Consider the following 15,860-nt stretch of genomic DNA (forward strand, 5'->3'; position numbering starts at 1 on the left):
AACGACCGCGGGGCCGGGGAGTGTCGAATGTGTGTGGTAGCTGAGGCGGGGTACGATCCCGCGACCTCACGATTATGAGTCGTGCGCTCTAACCAACTGAGCTACTCAGCCATATAACCGCCGGGGCGGTTATGGAGCCCCCTGTGGGAATCGGACCCACTACCTCTTCCTTACCAAGGAAGTGCTCTACCAATGAGCTAAGGGGGCACAAAGCGACTTTCATCGTTTTGGCACCGTAAGAGACTAGCATCCGCCGGGCCCTGTTCTGCACACGGCGGATGCTCGACGGTCACGACCCGCGGAGAGCCGTGATCGGTTCGATGTTGGACGCCCGGCGGGCCGGGAGCGCGCCGGCCGCGAGACCGACGACGGCGCCGAGGAGCGCGGAACCGACGGCGAGCCACGGGTCGAGAATCGGCGTCCAGCCCTGGAGCAGCGAGACGATGACGACGGCGAACACGCCCAGCGCCGAGCCGATGAGGCCGCCGAGCAGGCCGATCACCACCGACTCGATCATGAACTGGCGGGCGATGTCCCGCCGGGTGGCGCCGAGCGCGCGGCGCAGCCCGATCTCGCCGACCCGCTCCATCACCGAGAGCATCGTCACGTTCGCGATGCCGAGACCGCCGGCGAGCAGCGCGATGCCGCCGAGGATGAGGAACACCACGTTGATGTCGGCTTGGATGTTGTCGCGCAGCGACGACTTGGTCGATGGAGCAGTCACGTCGAAGTTCTCCGGCGCGTTCGGCGACAGCGCGATCGGCGCCTGACGTTCGACGACGCTGCCGGCGCCGACGGCGATCTGCACCTGCAGTTCGGCCGGTGCGCTCACACCGAAGTCGGCGCGCGCCGTGCCCATCGGAAGGATCACCGAGTCGAGCAGATCGGAGCGCCGTTCGACGCCCTTGATGATGCCGATCACGGTGTACGAGGTCTCGCCGATGAAGACCGACGGCTGGCTGTCGACCCGGTTGATGCCGAGCTCCTCCGCCGCGCGCATGCCGAGCACCACCACCCGGTCGCCGCGCAGGTCGTGTCCCGCGTCGAAGTAGCGACCGGTGACGACGTCGCCGCGCACCGCGTCGAGCAGTTCGGCCGTGGTGGCCACGACCGCGGGGCTGAGCACCGCGGGTGCCGACGGGTCGTTCACGGGCACGGATGTCACGGCGAGCTCCCGCACGTCGACCTCGGCCACGAGTCCCGCGCGTTCGACTCCCGCGAGTCGCTCGACCCGCTCCGGGGCATCCCACGGCAGCACGCCGACCGCTCGCTCGCCGCCGTTTCCCTGCGCCGTCGCGGGCGCGACGACCACCTGGGTGGCGGCGACCGCGTCGAACTGGTTGGCTATCTGGCCGGCCGCGGTCTGGGCGAAGCCCACGGTCACGACGAGCGAGGCGATACCCAGCACTGTGCCCAGCGTCGTCATGATGAGCCGGCTGGGCTTCGCGCCGATGCCGAAGCTGGCCTCGACCAGGAGGTCCTGCAGCGAGAACCGGTCGGCGCGCGGTATGGCCGGCGGCGCGCCCCAGCCCGCCTCGGCGGAATCGGCGTCGGCCGTGTCGGCGAGTTCGGCGAGCTTCGCCTTGCGCCCGAATCCCCGCAGTGAGATCTTCACGAGAGCTCCTGTAGTCGACCGTCGGTGATGCGGATGCTGCGTTCCGCGCGTTCGGCGACGGCGCGGTCGTGCGTGATGATGACGAGGCTCAGTCCGTCGGCGTTGAGCTCCTCGAAGAGGTCCATGACCTCGCCGGAGGTGGTGGCGTCGAGGTTTCCGGTCGGCTCGTCGGCGAGCAGCAGCTCGGGCGAGCCGACGACCGCTCGGGCGACGGCTACCCGCTGACGCTCTCCGCCGGAGAGGGTTCCAGGCACGAAGTCGACACGGTGTCCGAGCCCGACACGCTCGATGGCGGCCCGGGCGCGCGGTTCGCGCTCGGCGCGCGGAACCCCGCTGTAGAGCGTCGCGAGCAGCACGTTGTCGAGCACCGTGCGGTGCGGCATCAGATGGAACGCCTGGAAGACGAATCCGATCTTGCCGCCGCGCAGGGCGGCGCGCTGCTCTTCGTCGAGCGCGCCGGTCGACGCGCCGTCGAGGTAGTACTCGCCGACGCTCGGGCGGTCGAGCAGCCCGAGCAGGTTGAGCATGGTGGACTTGCCCGAGCCGCTCGGCCCGACGATCGACAGGTAGTCGCCGCTCTCCACGCGGAGGTTGACCGACTTGAGAGCCTGCACCTCCGGCGGACCCGGAAACGACCGGGTGACGTCGATCAGCTCGACGACGGGGGGCCGGGTCATCGACCGACCACGACGAGGTCGCCCTCGGCGATGGCGCCTTCCTCGGAGGAGATCTCGACGAAGCCGTCGGCGGCCAGGCCCGTCGTCACCTCGACGAGAGTGGTCTCGTCGCCGTCGCCGGTGCTGACCTCGACGCGTGACTCGCCTCCGGGGCCGGCGGTGAGCGCGGCGAGCGGAACGGCGAGCACCGCGCCGGCGGTCGCCGACACCGGGATGCTCACGCGCACGTTGTTTCCCTGCAGCGCGGCGATCTGCTCGGCCGAGAGCTCCGCAGGGGTGAACAGCACGGTGAACCTGCCGCTGGGCTCCGTGGACCCCTCGGCCGGCTTGGCCGGGGTGACCGAGGCGACGGTGGCCGGATGCTCGCTGCCGTCGGGCATTGCGAGCAGAGCGGCGTCACCCTCCTTGAGCAGCTTCGCGTCGGTCTCGGCCGCCGTGCCCGAGATGACGAGCGTCGCGCCGGAGACGCGCATGACGGCCCCGGTGATGGTGGTGCCGCGCTGCACGGTGACCTCGTCCACTCGACGCGGGAGGCCGGGCAGGTAGAGCACCTCACTGGCGGGGAACGCCGTGAGGGCGCCGTTCTTGGCGTCGGCGAGTGTCTGGGTCGCCGAGGCGAGCTGCTGGGTGGCAGCCGCAACGCCCGCGACCTCCGCGCTGGTATCGCGCGGTGCGGTGAGCTCGCTGCGCTTCACCAGCTCGAGGTCGATGATGTCCTGCAGGTTGGCGAGCTCCGTCGGGTTCGCGCCCTCGTCCACCGCGGCCTGCCAGTTGCGCTGGGCAACACGGATCGCGTTGTCCTGCCCGAGGCGCTCCGACGCCGTCGCTCCTCCTCGCGCCACCGCGAGGTCGCGCTGGGCGGCGGCGAGCTGGTTCTTCGCCGATGCGATCGCCTCGGTGGCGGAGCGGAGCGCTTCGGCGCCGCCCTCCTCGGAGGAGGGGACGGGGTAGCCGACCTTGTCGTACAGGGCGGCGACGGCGGCCGCGGTGGCCGCGTCGTAGACCGCGGAACCGAGGTCGCCGGGGCTGATGCCGACCGCGCTGAGCGCCTGCTTGAGCTGGGTGACGTCGGGCCCGGAGACGCCGACGCGGAGCGTGCGGTAGACGGGGAGGTCGCCGGGCAGCACGATCACCGGGCGACCGGTGACCTCGAGCGCCACGTTGCCCGCGCCGAAGGTCGCGCCGACCTCGGGCACCTGGCCGGTGACGACGGCGGGGCCGCCGAGGTCGCCGGTCTCGATCTTCACCTCGACGGAGTCGGCGTACGTCGCGTCTCCGCGGATGGTGACGTCGTTGCCGAGCTCGCGGCTCTCCACGGGCACGGTGATGAGGCCGGCCTTCGGCGCCTTCGCGTCGGCCGCGGCCTGGCCCGGCGAGACGATGAACTGCCCGAGGGCGAGCCCGGCGACGAGCGATACGACGGCGACGGCCGCGACGACCCACATCGTGCGGTTGCCGCGCAGGAGGCGGCCCCAGCCCTGAGTGCGCGACGGCCCGGTCGGCTCGGCGGTCACCTCGAGGTCGGATCCGGGCTCGTCGAGCGCCGTTCCGGGCGCGACGGCGCGCTTGCCCAACGGAAACTTCACGGTCTACTTGCCCTGTTCCACGTCGGCGATCATGGCGTCGAGCTCCGACTTGTGGTCGTCGATGAACTGGCGCTCCACGTCGAACTGCACGGCGAGCATCTTGTCCTGATAGTCGAGCTTCTTGCCGCACTTGAAGTCGGCGAGCGCCACGGCGATCTCGTTCTCGCGCAGTTCGGCGAGCTTCGCCTCGTCGGGCGTATCCGTCAGCGTCTCGTAGTAGGCGTTGGACGCGTCGTTGACCAGGGTCATCGCGTCTTCCTTCTTCTTCAGGTCGGAGTAGCCGGCGTCGGCCATGCAGGCCGACCACTCGGCGTCGAGCTTCTTGACCTTCGGGTCCTTCTGGACCTTCTCCCAGACCGTGTTGAGCTCGTCCATGAGCGGCTTGTACTTGTCGCTCTGGGTCACGTCTTCGCCGTTGATCTCGTGCTGCGCCGCTCCCTGGCAGCCCGCGGTCTCCCAGTTGTACTCGTAGCTGCCGTCGCCGTCCTCCATGGCCGCGAGCTCCTCCTCGGTGGGGCCCGGGCCGTAGAGCACCTCGTAGTAGGCGGTCTGCTCGCCGGGCGAGAGCACCTCGACGTAGGGCTGGTTCGGGTCGACGAACTGCTCCGCCTGCTCGTTCTGCTTCTCCTGCTCTTCGGGCGACAGCGTCATCCCGTAGCCGTTCGCCGCGACCCACTTCTCCGTGTCGCGGTCTTCCATGTCCTCCTCGGAGAAGTTCATGTACTGCGACTGGTCGACGGGCGTGTACTCGAAGCCCTCCTCCGACATGCAGACGGCCACGAGCTCTTCCGACTTCTTCTGCTTGGCGATCTGCTCCTTCTCGTCGAAGCCGCCGTACATCGCCTCGTAGTACTCGGTGAGCGGGGTCTCGTTGGCGTCGAGCTTGTCGCCGCCTCCCCCTCCGCCGCTGCAGGCCGAGAGGGCGAGCGTGGCGGCGACGGCCAGAACGATGGTGGTGGACAGACGCTTGCGCAAGGGGACCTCCGGCATTGGGGGAAAGGATGCTCGGAAGGCGCCACTGAGACACGGATCCGATCGTGTTTCTTACGATAGCGAAGAACGAAAGGAAAACTCGTCATACTTGGGAATGATCTCGGGCGTCCGGGTCATCCGAAAGGCTGAGTCGTTTGCTGCCTCGTCGGCCGGCCGGAGCGCTGAGAAATCGTTCCCGTTGCCGAACCGCTTTCGCGATTAGGCTTGCCCGCATGACTACCGCAAGCCAGTCCGTCGCCGCGCCCGCAAACGCTTCCACCCTGGGCAAGGAGTGGTGGCGCAGCGCCGTCATCTACCAGATCTACCCGCGGTCGTTCGCCGACCTCTCGGGAGACGGCATCGGCGACCTGCCCGGCATCACCGCGCGCCTCGACTCGCTCGCCGCACTCGGCGTCGACGCCATCTGGCTCTCCCCCTTCTACACCTCCCCGCAGAAGGACGCCGGCTACGACGTCGCCGACTACTGCGACGTGGACCCCCTGTTCGGCACCCTCGACGACTTCGAGGTGATGCAGAACCGGGCGCACGAGCTCGGACTGCGCGTCATCGTCGACATCGTGCCCAATCACACGTCGGACGCGCACCGCTGGTTCCAGGAGGCCGTGGCCGCTCCCGCGGGATCGGCCGAGCGCGCGCGCTACATGTTCCGCGACGGAAAGGGCGCATCCGGAGAGCTCGCCCCCAACAACTGGGAGTCGGTGTTCGGCGGTCCAGCATGGACCCGCCTCGTCGAGCCCGACGGCACCCCGGGCCAGTGGTACCTGCACCTGTTCGACTCCTCGCAGCCCGACCTCGACTGGCAGAACCCGTGGGTGCGCGACCAGTTCCGCGACATCCTGCGCTTCTGGCTCGACCGCGGCGTCGACGGATTCCGTGTCGACGTCGCCCACGGCATGATCAAGGCCGAGGGCCTGCCCGACTACACTCCCACTCCCGGCGGGAGCATGGGCGGCAGCGGCTCGACGGCCGAGGGCGTGGCGCTCGAGCCCGGCATCAGCGACCACTCCGAAGACCAGCCGACCGCGCCGTTCTGGGCTCAGGACGGCGTGCACGAGATCTACCGCGACTGGCACACCGTGCTCGCCGCCTACGAGGGCGACCGCGTGCTCTGCGCCGAGGCCTGGGTCGAACCGCTCACCAAACTCGCCCGCTGGGTGCGCCCCGACGAGATGCACCAGGCCTTCAACTTCAGCTACCTCGAGACCCCGTGGACCGGGCCCGCGCTGCGCCGCATCATCGACGATTCGATCTCGGCCTTCGCGGGCGTCGGTGCGCCGAGCACCTGGGTCCTGTCGAACCACGACGTCGTGCGTCACGCGAGCCGCCTCGCCCTCACCGCCGAGAACCCTCAGGGCGCCGGCATCGGGCCAGACTCCCTCGGCCTGCCCGACCAGGATCTCGGCCTGCACCGCGCCCGCGCCGCGACCGCACTGATGCTCGGCCTGCCCGGCAGCGCCTACGTCTACCAGGGCGAGGAGCTCGGGCTCCCCGAGGTCATCCACCTGCCCGACGCCGCCCGCCAGGACCCGACGTGGTTCCGAACCAACGGAGAGCGCTACGGACGAGACGGATGCCGCGTGCCGATCCCCTGGGAGGCGCAGGCACCCGCGTTCGGCTTCAACGACAGCGGCGAGAGCTGGCTGCCGCAGCCCGACGAGTGGGCGACGTACGCGCGCGACGCGCAGGCGGGCGTCGAGGGCAGCACGCTCGAGCTCTACACAGAGCTGCTGCGCCTGCGCCGCGAGAACGACCTCGGCATGGGGTCGCTCGAGTGGCTCAGCGGCTTCGGCGAGTCCGTCGTCGCGTTCAGCAACGGGCCGATCACCGTGATCGCGAACACCGGCCAGGTTCCGGTTGAGCTGCCGCTCGGAACGATCGTGGCCTCGAGCGGCCCGGTCGACGGCGGGGTCCTCCCGGCCGACACCACGGTCTGGATCACCGCCTAGGGCACGGCCTCCTGCCCGCCCGGCCGGCCTCCGCCGGCCTCCGCCGGCCTCTGGCCCGCCTCGTCGGCCTCCGGCCCGCCTCGTCAGCCTCCGGCCGGCCGAGCCGACCCCGCCGGCCCAAGCCGACCCCGCCGGCCCCGCCGGCCCAACCGTAGAGACCCCGCTGACGCCTCGCGCAGCGGGGTCTCGCGCGTTCGGTGGCGGCGCGATGCTGCTCGATCGCGGTCGCGAGAGCTATCTGCCGCTACCGAGGGCGACGGGTAGCGCAGAGCGCCCGGTGAAGCGGGCCTCTCGCGTCGGGTCTGCGCTGACTGGCCAGTTGCGCACGGTTGCCTGCCGCTATTACCGCACGAAGTGGCCACCCACGGCGGCAGACCGGCCGAGATCGGACGCGGAGGCGGCGGGGTGCCGCGGGGTGGGGATGGGTGCCACGGGGTGGCAGGGGTGCGACGAGCTAGCTGACGGCGTTCGCCTGCAGCCAGGCGAACGGGTCGAGCACGACGCCGTCGACGTGGATCTCTAGGTGGAGGTGGGCGCCCGTCGATGCGCCGGTGGAGCCGACGAGGCCGATCAGGTCGCCGACCTTGACGGTCTGCCCCGCCACGAGGGGGCTGGAGCCGCCGATCATGTGGCCGTAGATGCTCTCGACCTTCTTGCCGTTGATCACGTGGTCCAGGTAGACGTGCTGCCCGAAGCTGCCGGAGAACTGCGACTGGGTGACGACGCCGTCGGCGATCGCATAGATCGGGGTTCCGGAGCCGGGGGTGAAGTCGACGCCGTTGTGGTGGCTGGAGCAGCCGCGGCAGGGTGCGACGCGGTCGCCGTAGCCGGAGCTGATGGGGGTCGCGTACGGGAAGGGCCACCGCACCGAGCCGGAGGTCGGTGCGAACGTGTAGATGCGCGTTCCGTACTTGGCCTTGAGCACCTCGGAGTACGAGGTCACGGTGAACGCGTCGCGGGCGACCGCGCCGACGGTGGCATCGGCGGCGACCTCGACTGTCTGTGCCGGCGCGGACGCAACGGTTGCCGCCTCGCCGCTGGCCGACGGGCCTGACTCGAAGGTGATGAACGCGTTCGCCGGAACCGTGGTCCCGACGAGCAGGGCGCCGGAGAAGAGCATCGCGCCGATCGACAGCAGAGTCGACGCCGGGCCGCGCTTCGGCGTGCCCGTCGTGGTGGTGCGCTTGGAACGCGGGAGCTTCTTCACGCGGAGCTTCGGCTCTGCGGCGACTCGACGGCGTTCGGTGCGGGCGACCCGACGGCTGCCCTTGATACGGCCCTTGCCGCTGACGATGGGAATCGCCTCGGGGTGCACGGCGGCCTCGGGGGCGGAGAACAGGCTCAGCAGGAACGGGTCGTCTGCCGGAGCCGAGGTGACCGTGTCGTCGGAGAGCGACGGCGCTACTCCGGGTGACTGGGCGAGGCCGGGCTCATCGCCGACGATGGACTCGACGGGCAGGTGGACCATGGACGCCTCGACCGCGATGGGCAGCGATGCGAAGAACCCGACGTCGGTCGGTTCGCTCGAGCTCACGGGAGCGGTGGATGCCACGGACGCCGGCGGCGCGGGAATGGCGGGCACGGGGGTGCCGGCCGCCTCCATGGCGCGCAGCTGGCGCCGGGTGAGGGGTACGGATGGTTCAGGTGTCACGATGCGAGGTACTCCGACTGCGAGAAGAATTCGGCGCGCGCGATGACATCAAAATCTAGAGTCATTGCGGGTTTCTCCTCTAAAAAGGTGCCCGTCGGGGTCTGACGGGGCTCTGTTTCTCGGGTAATCACCACGGTGGCAGAAAGCCAAACGGGTAACGGCTAGGTAAACGTTAGCTGCAAACGCATGGATCTGCCACCCCAGTGTGGGTCACACGGCGAGGTCGGCGAGTGCTCGCTCCAGAGTCGAGGCAAGCTCGCGCGGCGCGGCGAGCAGGAAGGCGTGGTCGGCAGGGGCTCCGTCGCGGCCCGTCACGACGGCTCCGGCCTCCCGTGCGATGAGGGCGGCGGCTGCGTGATCCCACGGCTTGAGGCCGCTTTCGAAATAGCCGTTCAGGCGGCCGGTCGCGACCGCGCACAGGTCGAGAGACGCCGCGCCGAAACGGCGGATGTCGCGTACCAGAGGCAGCAGCCCGGCCACCACCCGGCCCTGCTCACGGCGCACCTCCGCGGCGTACCCGAAGCCGGTCCCGATCAGCGCCTGAGCGAGGGATACGGGCTCGACGACCCGAAGCTGCTGATTTCCCGAGAAGGCGCCACCGGCATCCGTCGCCGTGTAGATCTCGCCCGTGACAGGGTTGGTGACGCACCCGGCCAACGCCCGCCAGGTGAGCGGGTCGGGGTCGCCCTCGACCACGGCGATGCTCACCGCCCAGCTCGGGATTCCGTAGAGATAATTCACCGTTCCGTCGATCGGGTCGACCACCCAGGTGAGGCCGCTCGATCCCTGTTCGGCGCCGCCCTCCTCGCCGAGGAACCCGTCGTCGGGACGGGCGTCCGCGATGAGCGAGCGGATGAGGTTCTCGGTCTCACGGTCGGCGAGGGTGACCACGTCGACCGGGCTCGACTTGTGATCGGCGATCTCGACGCCCTCTACACGCCTGCGGTGCGCGAGCTCGCCCGCCCTGACGGCTATGTCTCGGGCGAGGTCGATCAGTTCGTCGTTGGGCATGCATGCAACGCTACCCGTACGGCACGGATCGAATAGGTGGGAGCGGACAACGAATCCCCCAGTACTGGGGTGTCGGCATAAATGCCGACACGATTGTACCCTTTTTCACAAGCGAGGACTTGCCTGAAGTAATCGCCAGAGCTGGACCAGCCGAACCGCTTCTCCCTAGGTGGCGGCGATCCACGCTGTTCCGCGCCCACCGACCCGACGGCTGGCGCAGGGTGCCCGTCGCCGCTCCCCCGGTGCGGGTACCCGCACGCCCCGCCTAGCGAGACAACCCGAACAACGCAAAAGGCCCCGACTCTCGTCGGGGCCTTTTCCATCTCTGGTGGCGAGTGAGGGATTCGAACCCCCGAATGCGATGCAGTCTGATTTACAGTCAGATCCCTTTGGCCGCTTGGGTAACTCGCCAGGGCGCTTCCGTCCACATGTGATCATCTGACCGAAGGCGCTGAACAAGAATAGCGTGACTTTCGACTCATTAATTCACACCGACGATTTCGCGCCGATCGCGCCGTGGCAGGCCGATAGTATCGCTGTGCCAAGGGAGGTGCCGTCGCGTGCCGGGAATCAATGAAGTCGCTGTGCTCGCGGGGGTCTCGACCGCAACTGTGTCACGCGCGCTGAGCGGCAACGGCCACGTCTCGGCCGCCACCAAGTCGCGCGTGAAGGCCGCCGCCGTGGAGCTCGGCTACGTCGTGTCATCCAACGCATCGAGCCTCGCGACCGGCCGCACCAAGAACGTCGGCGTCGTCATCCCGTTTCTCAACCGCTGGTTCTTCAGCTCGGTGGTCGAGGGGGCCGAGCACTCGCTGCTCAGCCACGGCTACGACCTCACCCTGTACAACCTGAGCGGCAACGGCGACGAGCGGCGCAGCGTCTTCGAGCACTTCCTGCTGCGCAAACGGGTGGACGCCGTCATCGCCATCTCCCTCGAGCTCACGGCGAGCGAGGTGAGCAGCCTGCTCGACATGAACAAGCCGATCGTCGGCGTGGGCGGGCCCCTGCCGGGAGTGCGCACGCTGAGCATCGACGACGAGCAGGTCGCCCGCCTCGCGACCGAGCACCTGCTCTCGCTCGGGCATCGCTCGATCGCCCACATCGGCGGCAACAACGACGTCGAGCTCGACTTCCACCTGCCGACGCACCGCCGCGTCGGCTACGAGGCGGCCCTGGAGGCCGTGGGCATCCCGATCGACCCCGGCCTCTTCGCCGCCGCCGACTTCACGCTGCAGGGCGGCTACCGGGCTGCGAAGCAGCTGCTCGGCAATCCGCGAAAGCGCCCGACCGCCGTCTTCGCCGCGTCGGACGAGATGGCGATCGGCACGATCCTCGCCGCCCGCGACCTCGGACTCCACGTACCCGGCGACGTCTCGGTGATCGGCGTCGACGACCACGAGCTCAGCGACTTCTTCGGCCTCAGCACCGTCGCGCAATTTCCCGCCGAGCAGGGCCGCCGCGCCGTCGAGATCCTCATGGACCAGCTGCACCCGGACCGGCGTGCGCCCGCCAGCAACATCCCGCTGCGGTTCGAGTTGATCGTGCGCTCGAGCACCGCCCGCCCCGGCGGTTAGAGGTCGCGACCGCGGCGGCGCATCCGCACACCGTAGATGCTGCCCGCGAAGCCGACCACGACGAGGATGATCGGAACGATGAACGGGCCTATTTCCATGACCCGATGCTAGCTCGTCGCGCTGGTCTGACCGCTAACGGCTACTGCGCCTGCGAGCGGTATCGCGAACCGGCCTCCGCGATGGTGACCGCGTAGGCGGGGTCGGAGTTGTACGCGGCGATGCCCGAGTGCCAGCCCGACTCGGCTGCCATGTCGCCGCTCGCCCGGCACAGGTAGTTCGCCGAGGCCAGGGTCGCGTCGTCGATGTTCTGCGGGTCTTCGGCGCCGTCGGCGTTCGCGTCGACGTGCCAGTTGCGCCAGGTCTGCGGGATCAACTGCATCGGACCGACGGCCCGGTCGTACTCGGCGTCGCCGTCGACGGCGCCCGCGTCGGAGTCGGGGATGTGGTCGGTGGATGACCCGTCGAGGGCGATCCCGTAGATGCCGGGTGTCGCGGTGCCGTCCGGCCCGATCTCGGAACCGCCGTGCGTGCCGTGGCGGCTCTCGGCGAAGCCGATCGCGGCGAGAGTGTTCCACGCCAGCCCGCAGGCCGGCATCTCGACCGCCTTCGAGAGCGCGACGCCCGCGTAGGCGGCGAGGGCCCGCGCGGGGATGCCCGTGCTCGAGGCGGTCTGCGCCAGCCAGTCGGCGTCGACCAGGCCGGCCACGCCGGGGGCGGTCGGCGCCGCGGCGGAGACGGGCGCCGCTGCGGGCGACGCCCACGTCGGCTGCGGCAGCGCATCCTCCGCACCCGGTCCGGCGGCGAGGGGCCTCAGGGCGAGGAAGACGAGCAGCGCGAGCACGAGAACCCCCGCACCCGCCACGATGAATATCCAGAGGTGACGACGAGCGGGCATCCCTCGTTCTACCATGGGGGTATGGCAGACCCCACATTCGACATCGTCAGCAAGGTCGACAAAATGGAGGCGGACAACGCCGTCAACCAGGCCCAGAAGGAAATAGCGCAACGCTACGACTTCAAGGGAGTCGGCGCATCCGTCGAGTGGAGCGGCGAGAAGCTGCTCCTCAAGGCGAGCGCCGAAGACCGCGTCAAGGCGGTTCTCGAGGTGCTCGAGGCGAAGTTCATCAAGCGCGGCATCGGCCTGCGCAGCCTCGACGCCGGCGACCCCTACCCCAGCGGCAAGGAGTACCGCATCGAGGTGTCGCTGAAGAACGGCATCTCGTCGGAGGACGCGAAGAAGGTCAGCAAAATCATCCGCGACGAGGCGCCGAAGGGCGTCAAGTCGCAGATCCAGGGCGACGAGCTGCGGGTCACGTCGAAGAGCCGCGACGACCTGCAGGCGGTCATGGCGCTGCTCAAGGGCAAGGATCTCGACATCGCCCTGCAATTCGTCAACTTCCGCTAACCCTTTCGCCCCGACGGGGCCGATCGCGTCGCTAGAATTCGAAGCATATGGATAGCTTCGCGTGGTGGCCCACCGTCTTATTCGCGTTCGCTGTCATCGACTTCCTGATCCGGCTGACGTGCCTCATCTACGTACCGCGCAACCGTAAGCCGCAGACCGCGACCGCGTGGCTGCTCGCGATCTTCTTCCTGCCGCCCTACATCGGTGTGACGCTGTTCCTGCTGCTCGGAAGCCGACGCCTCCCGCGCGGACGGCGGGAGAAGCAGGCGGAGATCAATTCGTTCATCACCGACACGACCGAGGGGATCGAGGACGTCAAGCACGACCACCCGTGGCTCGACCCGGTGGTCGAGCTGAACCGACGGCTCGGCGCGATGCCCCTCGTGGGCGGCAACACCGCGAAACTCTACGGAACCTACGAGGTGACCCTCGTCGAGATGACGGCCGCGGTGAACGCCGCCACCAAGTGGGTGCACGCCGAGTTCTACATCCTCTCGTACGACAAGACCACTGCACCGTTCTTCGACGCATTGGAGGCCGCCGTCAAGCGCGGAGTCACGGTGCGCGTGCTGCTCGACCACGTCGCAGGTCTCCGCACGACCCGCTACCGGCGCACCCTGCGCCGACTGCGCAAGGCGGGCGTCTACTGGTCGCTGATGCTCCCGATCCAGCCGCTGCGCGGCAAATGGCAGCGCCCCGACCTGCGCAACCACCGCAAGATCCTGGTGATCGACGGCGACGTGGCGTTCACCGGGTCGCAGAACGTCATCGACTCGAGCTACAACAAGAAGGGCAACATCCGGCGCGGGCTGCACTGGAAAGACCTCATGGTGCGCTTCGAGGGCCCGATCGTCGCCGGCATCAACGCCCTGTTCGTCACCGACTGGTACACCGAGACCGACGAGCTGCTCATGCGCGAGGTGAGCACGGTTCCGCGCCCGATCTCGGAGGACACGCTCGACGCCCAGGTGGTGCCGAGCGGGCCGGGCTTCGCGGGCGAGAACAACCTACGCCTGTTCAACTCCCTGCTCTACCTGGCGCAGGAGCGGATCATCATCACCTCCCCCTACTTCGTTCCCGACGAGTCGATGCTGTACGCCATCACCACGGCCGCGCAGAGCGGAATCGACGTGCAGCTGTTCGTGTCGGAGATCGGCGACCAGCCCGTCGTCTACCACGCGCAGCGCAGCTACTACGAGGCGCTGCTGCGCGCGGGCGTGCGAATCTGGCTCTACAAGGCGCCCACCGTGCTGCACTCGAAGTTCTTCACGATCGACGACGAGGTGGCGGTGATCGGGTCGAGCAACATGGACATGCGCTCGTTCAGCCTCAACCTCGAGATCTCGGTGATGGTGCACGGAAAGTCGTTCGTGACCGACCTGCGCAAGATCGAACAGGAGTACCGCGACACCAGCCGCGAACTCTTCCTCGACGAGTGGATGCAACGGAACCGGGCCAGCGCCGTGCTCGACAACGTCGCCCGGCTCACCGCCGCCGTTCAGTAGCGGCTGCGCGCCTCGGGGCGCATCCTTCACATCATCTGCCCGGCGGGGCACACGCCGCAAGTCTTTGCTCCTCACCGAACGCGAAGCATATTCTTTTTAGGCGCCCGCGATCACAGACGATGCGGGCAGCGCACCATTGATTGCCGCCCGACCCCAGGCCGGGCGCCAAGCGAAAGCCGGGGCCCACACGTGTCCAGTCTTCTCACACTCGTCGCGAGCACACCCGCCGCGGTCGCCGGGCTCGACGACACGTCGACCTGGTGGCTTGTGATCGCCGCCCTGCTGGCCTGCCTGCTCGCGAGCGCCGGCGCTGTCGTCACCGCCGTGCACCACCGGAGGCAGCACACTCCGCGCTACCGCCGTCACTCCCCCACCGGGATCGACGAGAAGTAAGCGCGCCCGCTCGATCGTGCCGCGGCCTTCCGCGGGCTGCTGCCGCTGCCGACGCCGCCGACGTTGCAACTTTCCCGACGCGTTGCACCGTTCACGACGGCTAGGCGTTGGAGACGCGCACCATCTCGTCGCGCTCGACGACCTTGATGCGGGTGCGTCCGACGGCCTCGCCGAGTCCGAGCTCGTGCTGGTCGAGGTTGTGCCAGCCGTCGAGGTTCGTGAACTCCACGCCGCGGCTCTCGAGCAGCTCGACGACGGCGGCCTCGTCGGGGTGGGCGGGCGCCCACCAGTTGGCCTGGTCGTTGACGACGTGCTTGATGGTCTCCATCGCGTCGCTCTTGGTGTGGCCGATGAGGCCGACCGGTCCGCGCTTGATCCAGCCGGTGGCGTAGACGCCGTGCACCTGCTCGTGGTTGTCGTCGATCACCTGGCCCTCGCGGTTGGGGATGACGCCGCGCTTCTCGTCGAAGGGGATGCCGTCGAGCGGCGAACCGAAGTAGCCGACCGCGCGGTAGACGGCCTGGATCGGGATCTCACGGATCTCGCCCGTGCCGCGGGTCCCGCCCTCGCCGTCGGGCTCGGTGCGCTCGTAGCGGATGCCGGCGACGCGAGCCGAGTTGGTCGACTCGTCGAAGGTGCCGGTGATCTCGAGCGGCTTCGCGTGGAAGTGCAGGTGAAGGCGGCGCGAGGCGGTGCCGGTCTCGCGGGCGCGCCACTGGGTGAGCACCTTGTCGATCACGAAGACCTGCTTGTTGCTCGCGATCGCGGCCTTCGACGCCTCGTCGTAGTCGAAGTCCTCGTCGTAGAGGACCATGTCGACGTCTTTCAGCTCGCCGAGCTCGCGCAGTTCGAGCGGCGAGAACTTCACCTGGGCGGGTCCGCGACGGCCGAAGACGTGCACGTCGGTGACAGGGCTCGCCTTGAGGCCGGCGTAGACGTTCTCCGGGATCTCGGTGGGAAGCAGGTCGTCGGCGTGCTTCGCGAGCATCCGGGCGACGTCGAGCGCGACGTTGCCGTTTCCGATGACGGCGACGGATGACGCGTCGAGGGGCCACTCGCGCGGGAAGTCGGGGTGCCCGTCGTACCAGCTGACGAAGTCGGCCGCACCGTAGCTGCCCGGCAGGTCGATGCCCGGGATGTCGAGCGAGGCGTCGCGGATGGAGCCGGTGGAGAAGATCACGGCGTTGTAGTGCTTCTTGAGGTCGTCGAGGGTGATGTCGCGGCCGAAGCTCACATTTCCGAAGAGGCGGATCTTGCCCGAGTCGAGCACGTCGCGCAGCGCGTTGATGATGCCCTTGATGCGCGGGTGGTCGGGCGCGACGCCGTAGCGCACGAGCCCGTAGGGGGCGGGCAGCTGCTCGAACAGGTCGATCGAGACGTCGAACTGCTTCTCTGCCTTCAGCAGGATGTCAGCGGCGTAGATACCGGCGGGGCCGGCTCCGACGATGGCCAATCGTAGTTTGGTCATTGTGGTGTCTTTCGATCGTGTGGTCTCGGTGCGCCC

At 68.8% G+C, this 15,860-nt stretch carries 13 protein-coding genes and 3 tRNA genes; 5 read left to right on the forward strand and 11 right to left on the reverse strand.

Annotated features, from left to right (window positions below):
* Positions 1-34: 34 nt before the first annotated feature.
* The 6 genes from ABIE21_RS12885 to ABIE21_RS12910 form a co-directional block, all read right to left on the reverse strand.
* Positions 35-111 (reverse strand) — tRNA-Met (locus ABIE21_RS12885).
* Between the two features lie 21 nt (positions 112-132).
* A tRNA-Thr gene (locus ABIE21_RS12890) sits at positions 133-207 on the reverse strand.
* A gap of 82 nt (positions 208-289) precedes the next feature.
* Positions 290-1,510 carry an ABC transporter permease gene (locus tag ABIE21_RS12895; RefSeq protein WP_354025539.1) on the reverse strand — a complete coding sequence of 407 codons (1,221 nt, stop codon included), beginning with the start codon at positions 1,508-1,510 and terminating at the stop codon, positions 290-292.
* A 101-nt stretch (positions 1,511-1,611) separates the two neighbouring features.
* Positions 1,612-2,292 carry an ABC transporter ATP-binding protein gene (locus ABIE21_RS12900; RefSeq protein ID WP_354025237.1) on the reverse strand — a complete coding sequence of 227 codons (681 nt, stop codon included), beginning with the start codon at positions 2,290-2,292 and terminating at the stop codon, positions 1,612-1,614.
* Complete coding sequence (locus ABIE21_RS12905) at positions 2,289-3,878, reverse strand: hypothetical protein (RefSeq protein ID WP_354025238.1); 1,590 nt, start codon at positions 3,876-3,878, stop codon at positions 2,289-2,291. The genes ABIE21_RS12900 and ABIE21_RS12905 overlap by 4 nt, the downstream gene beginning before the upstream one ends.
* 3 nt (positions 3,879-3,881) lie before the next feature.
* Positions 3,882-4,868 carry a hypothetical protein gene (locus ABIE21_RS12910; RefSeq protein ID WP_354025239.1) on the reverse strand — a complete coding sequence of 329 codons (987 nt, stop codon included), beginning with the start codon at positions 4,866-4,868 and terminating at the stop codon, positions 3,882-3,884.
* 215 nt (positions 4,869-5,083) lie between these two features.
* Between ABIE21_RS12910 and ABIE21_RS12915 the strand changes: the two genes are divergently transcribed.
* Entirely contained in the window at positions 5,084-6,817 is a 1,734-nt protein-coding gene (locus ABIE21_RS12915) for a glycoside hydrolase family 13 protein (RefSeq protein ID WP_354025240.1), read from the forward strand.
* A gap of 454 nt (positions 6,818-7,271) precedes the next feature.
* Here ABIE21_RS12915 and ABIE21_RS12920 read toward each other — a convergent pair whose 3' ends face one another.
* The 3 genes from ABIE21_RS12920 to ABIE21_RS12930 form a co-directional block, all read right to left on the reverse strand.
* A complete protein-coding gene (locus tag ABIE21_RS12920; RefSeq protein ID WP_354025241.1) occupies positions 7,272-8,468 on the reverse strand; it encodes a M23 family metallopeptidase in 1,197 nt (398 codons plus the stop codon).
* Between the two features lie 210 nt (positions 8,469-8,678).
* Positions 8,679-9,479: an inositol monophosphatase family protein gene (locus tag ABIE21_RS12925; RefSeq protein WP_354025242.1), complete on the reverse strand. Its 801-nt coding sequence runs from the start codon at positions 9,477-9,479 to the stop codon at positions 8,679-8,681.
* 326 nt (positions 9,480-9,805) lie between these two features.
* Positions 9,806-9,890 (reverse strand) — tRNA-Tyr (locus ABIE21_RS12930).
* A 149-nt stretch (positions 9,891-10,039) separates the two neighbouring features.
* Here ABIE21_RS12930 and ABIE21_RS12935 point away from each other — a divergent pair.
* Positions 10,040-11,053: a LacI family DNA-binding transcriptional regulator gene (locus tag ABIE21_RS12935; protein WP_354025243.1), complete on the forward strand. Its 1,014-nt coding sequence runs from the start codon at positions 10,040-10,042 to the stop codon at positions 11,051-11,053.
* A gap of 139 nt (positions 11,054-11,192) precedes the next feature.
* Here the strand turns inward: ABIE21_RS12935 and ABIE21_RS12940 are convergent, their stop codons facing one another.
* Positions 11,193-11,948, reverse strand: coding sequence for a hypothetical protein (locus ABIE21_RS12940; RefSeq protein WP_354025244.1), 756 nt, complete (start codon positions 11,946-11,948; stop codon positions 11,193-11,195).
* 21 nt (positions 11,949-11,969) lie between these two features.
* Here ABIE21_RS12940 and ABIE21_RS12945 point away from each other — a divergent pair, with 21 nt between their 5' ends.
* The 3 genes from ABIE21_RS12945 (at position 11,970) to ABIE21_RS12955 (ending at position 14,356) form a co-directional block, all read left to right on the forward strand.
* Positions 11,970-12,458, forward strand: coding sequence for a YajQ family cyclic di-GMP-binding protein (locus tag ABIE21_RS12945; protein ID WP_354025245.1), 489 nt, complete (start codon positions 11,970-11,972; stop codon positions 12,456-12,458).
* Positions 12,459-12,505: 47 nt separating this feature from the next.
* Positions 12,506-13,963: a cardiolipin synthase gene (gene cls, locus ABIE21_RS12950; RefSeq protein WP_354025246.1), complete on the forward strand. Its 1,458-nt coding sequence runs from the start codon at positions 12,506-12,508 to the stop codon at positions 13,961-13,963.
* Positions 13,964-14,152: 189 nt separating this feature from the next.
* A complete protein-coding gene (locus ABIE21_RS12955; RefSeq protein ID WP_354025247.1) occupies positions 14,153-14,356 on the forward strand; it encodes a hypothetical protein in 204 nt (67 codons plus the stop codon).
* A gap of 100 nt (positions 14,357-14,456) precedes the next feature.
* Here the strand turns inward: ABIE21_RS12955 and ABIE21_RS12960 are convergent, their stop codons facing one another.
* On the reverse strand, positions 14,457-15,824 hold the full coding sequence (locus tag ABIE21_RS12960; protein WP_354025248.1) for an FAD-dependent oxidoreductase: 1,368 nt from the start codon (positions 15,822-15,824) through the stop codon (positions 14,457-14,459).
* Positions 15,825-15,860: the final 36 nt, after the last annotated feature.

This window comes from Conyzicola nivalis, assembly GCF_040548875.1.
Classification (GTDB): Bacteria; Actinomycetota; Actinomycetes; order Actinomycetales; family Microbacteriaceae; genus Conyzicola; species Conyzicola nivalis_A.

Bases quoted from the DNA above. Each gene is read 5' to 3' on its own strand.
- ABIE21_RS12945 (WP_354025245.1), top strand. From the start codon at position 11,970: ATGGCAGACCCCACATTCGACATCGTCAGCAAGGTCGACAAAATGGAG.
- cls (WP_354025246.1), top strand. From the start codon at position 12,506: ATGGATAGCTTCGCGTGGTGGCCCACCGTCTTATTCGCGTTCGCTGTC.
- ABIE21_RS12940 (WP_354025244.1), bottom strand. From the start codon at position 11,948: ATGCCCGCTCGTCGTCACCTCTGGATATTCATCGTGGCGGGTGCGGGG.
- ABIE21_RS12900 (WP_354025237.1), bottom strand. From the start codon at position 2,292: ATGACCCGGCCCCCCGTCGTCGAGCTGATCGACGTCACCCGGTCGTTT.
- ABIE21_RS12925 (WP_354025242.1), bottom strand. From the start codon at position 9,479: ATGCCCAACGACGAACTGATCGACCTCGCCCGAGACATAGCCGTCAGG.
- ABIE21_RS12910 (WP_354025239.1), bottom strand. From the start codon at position 4,868: ATGCCGGAGGTCCCCTTGCGCAAGCGTCTGTCCACCACCATCGTTCTG.
- ABIE21_RS12960 (WP_354025248.1), bottom strand. From the start codon at position 15,824: ATGACCAAACTACGATTGGCCATCGTCGGAGCCGGCCCCGCCGGTATC.
- ABIE21_RS12915 (WP_354025240.1), top strand. From the start codon at position 5,084: ATGACTACCGCAAGCCAGTCCGTCGCCGCGCCCGCAAACGCTTCCACC.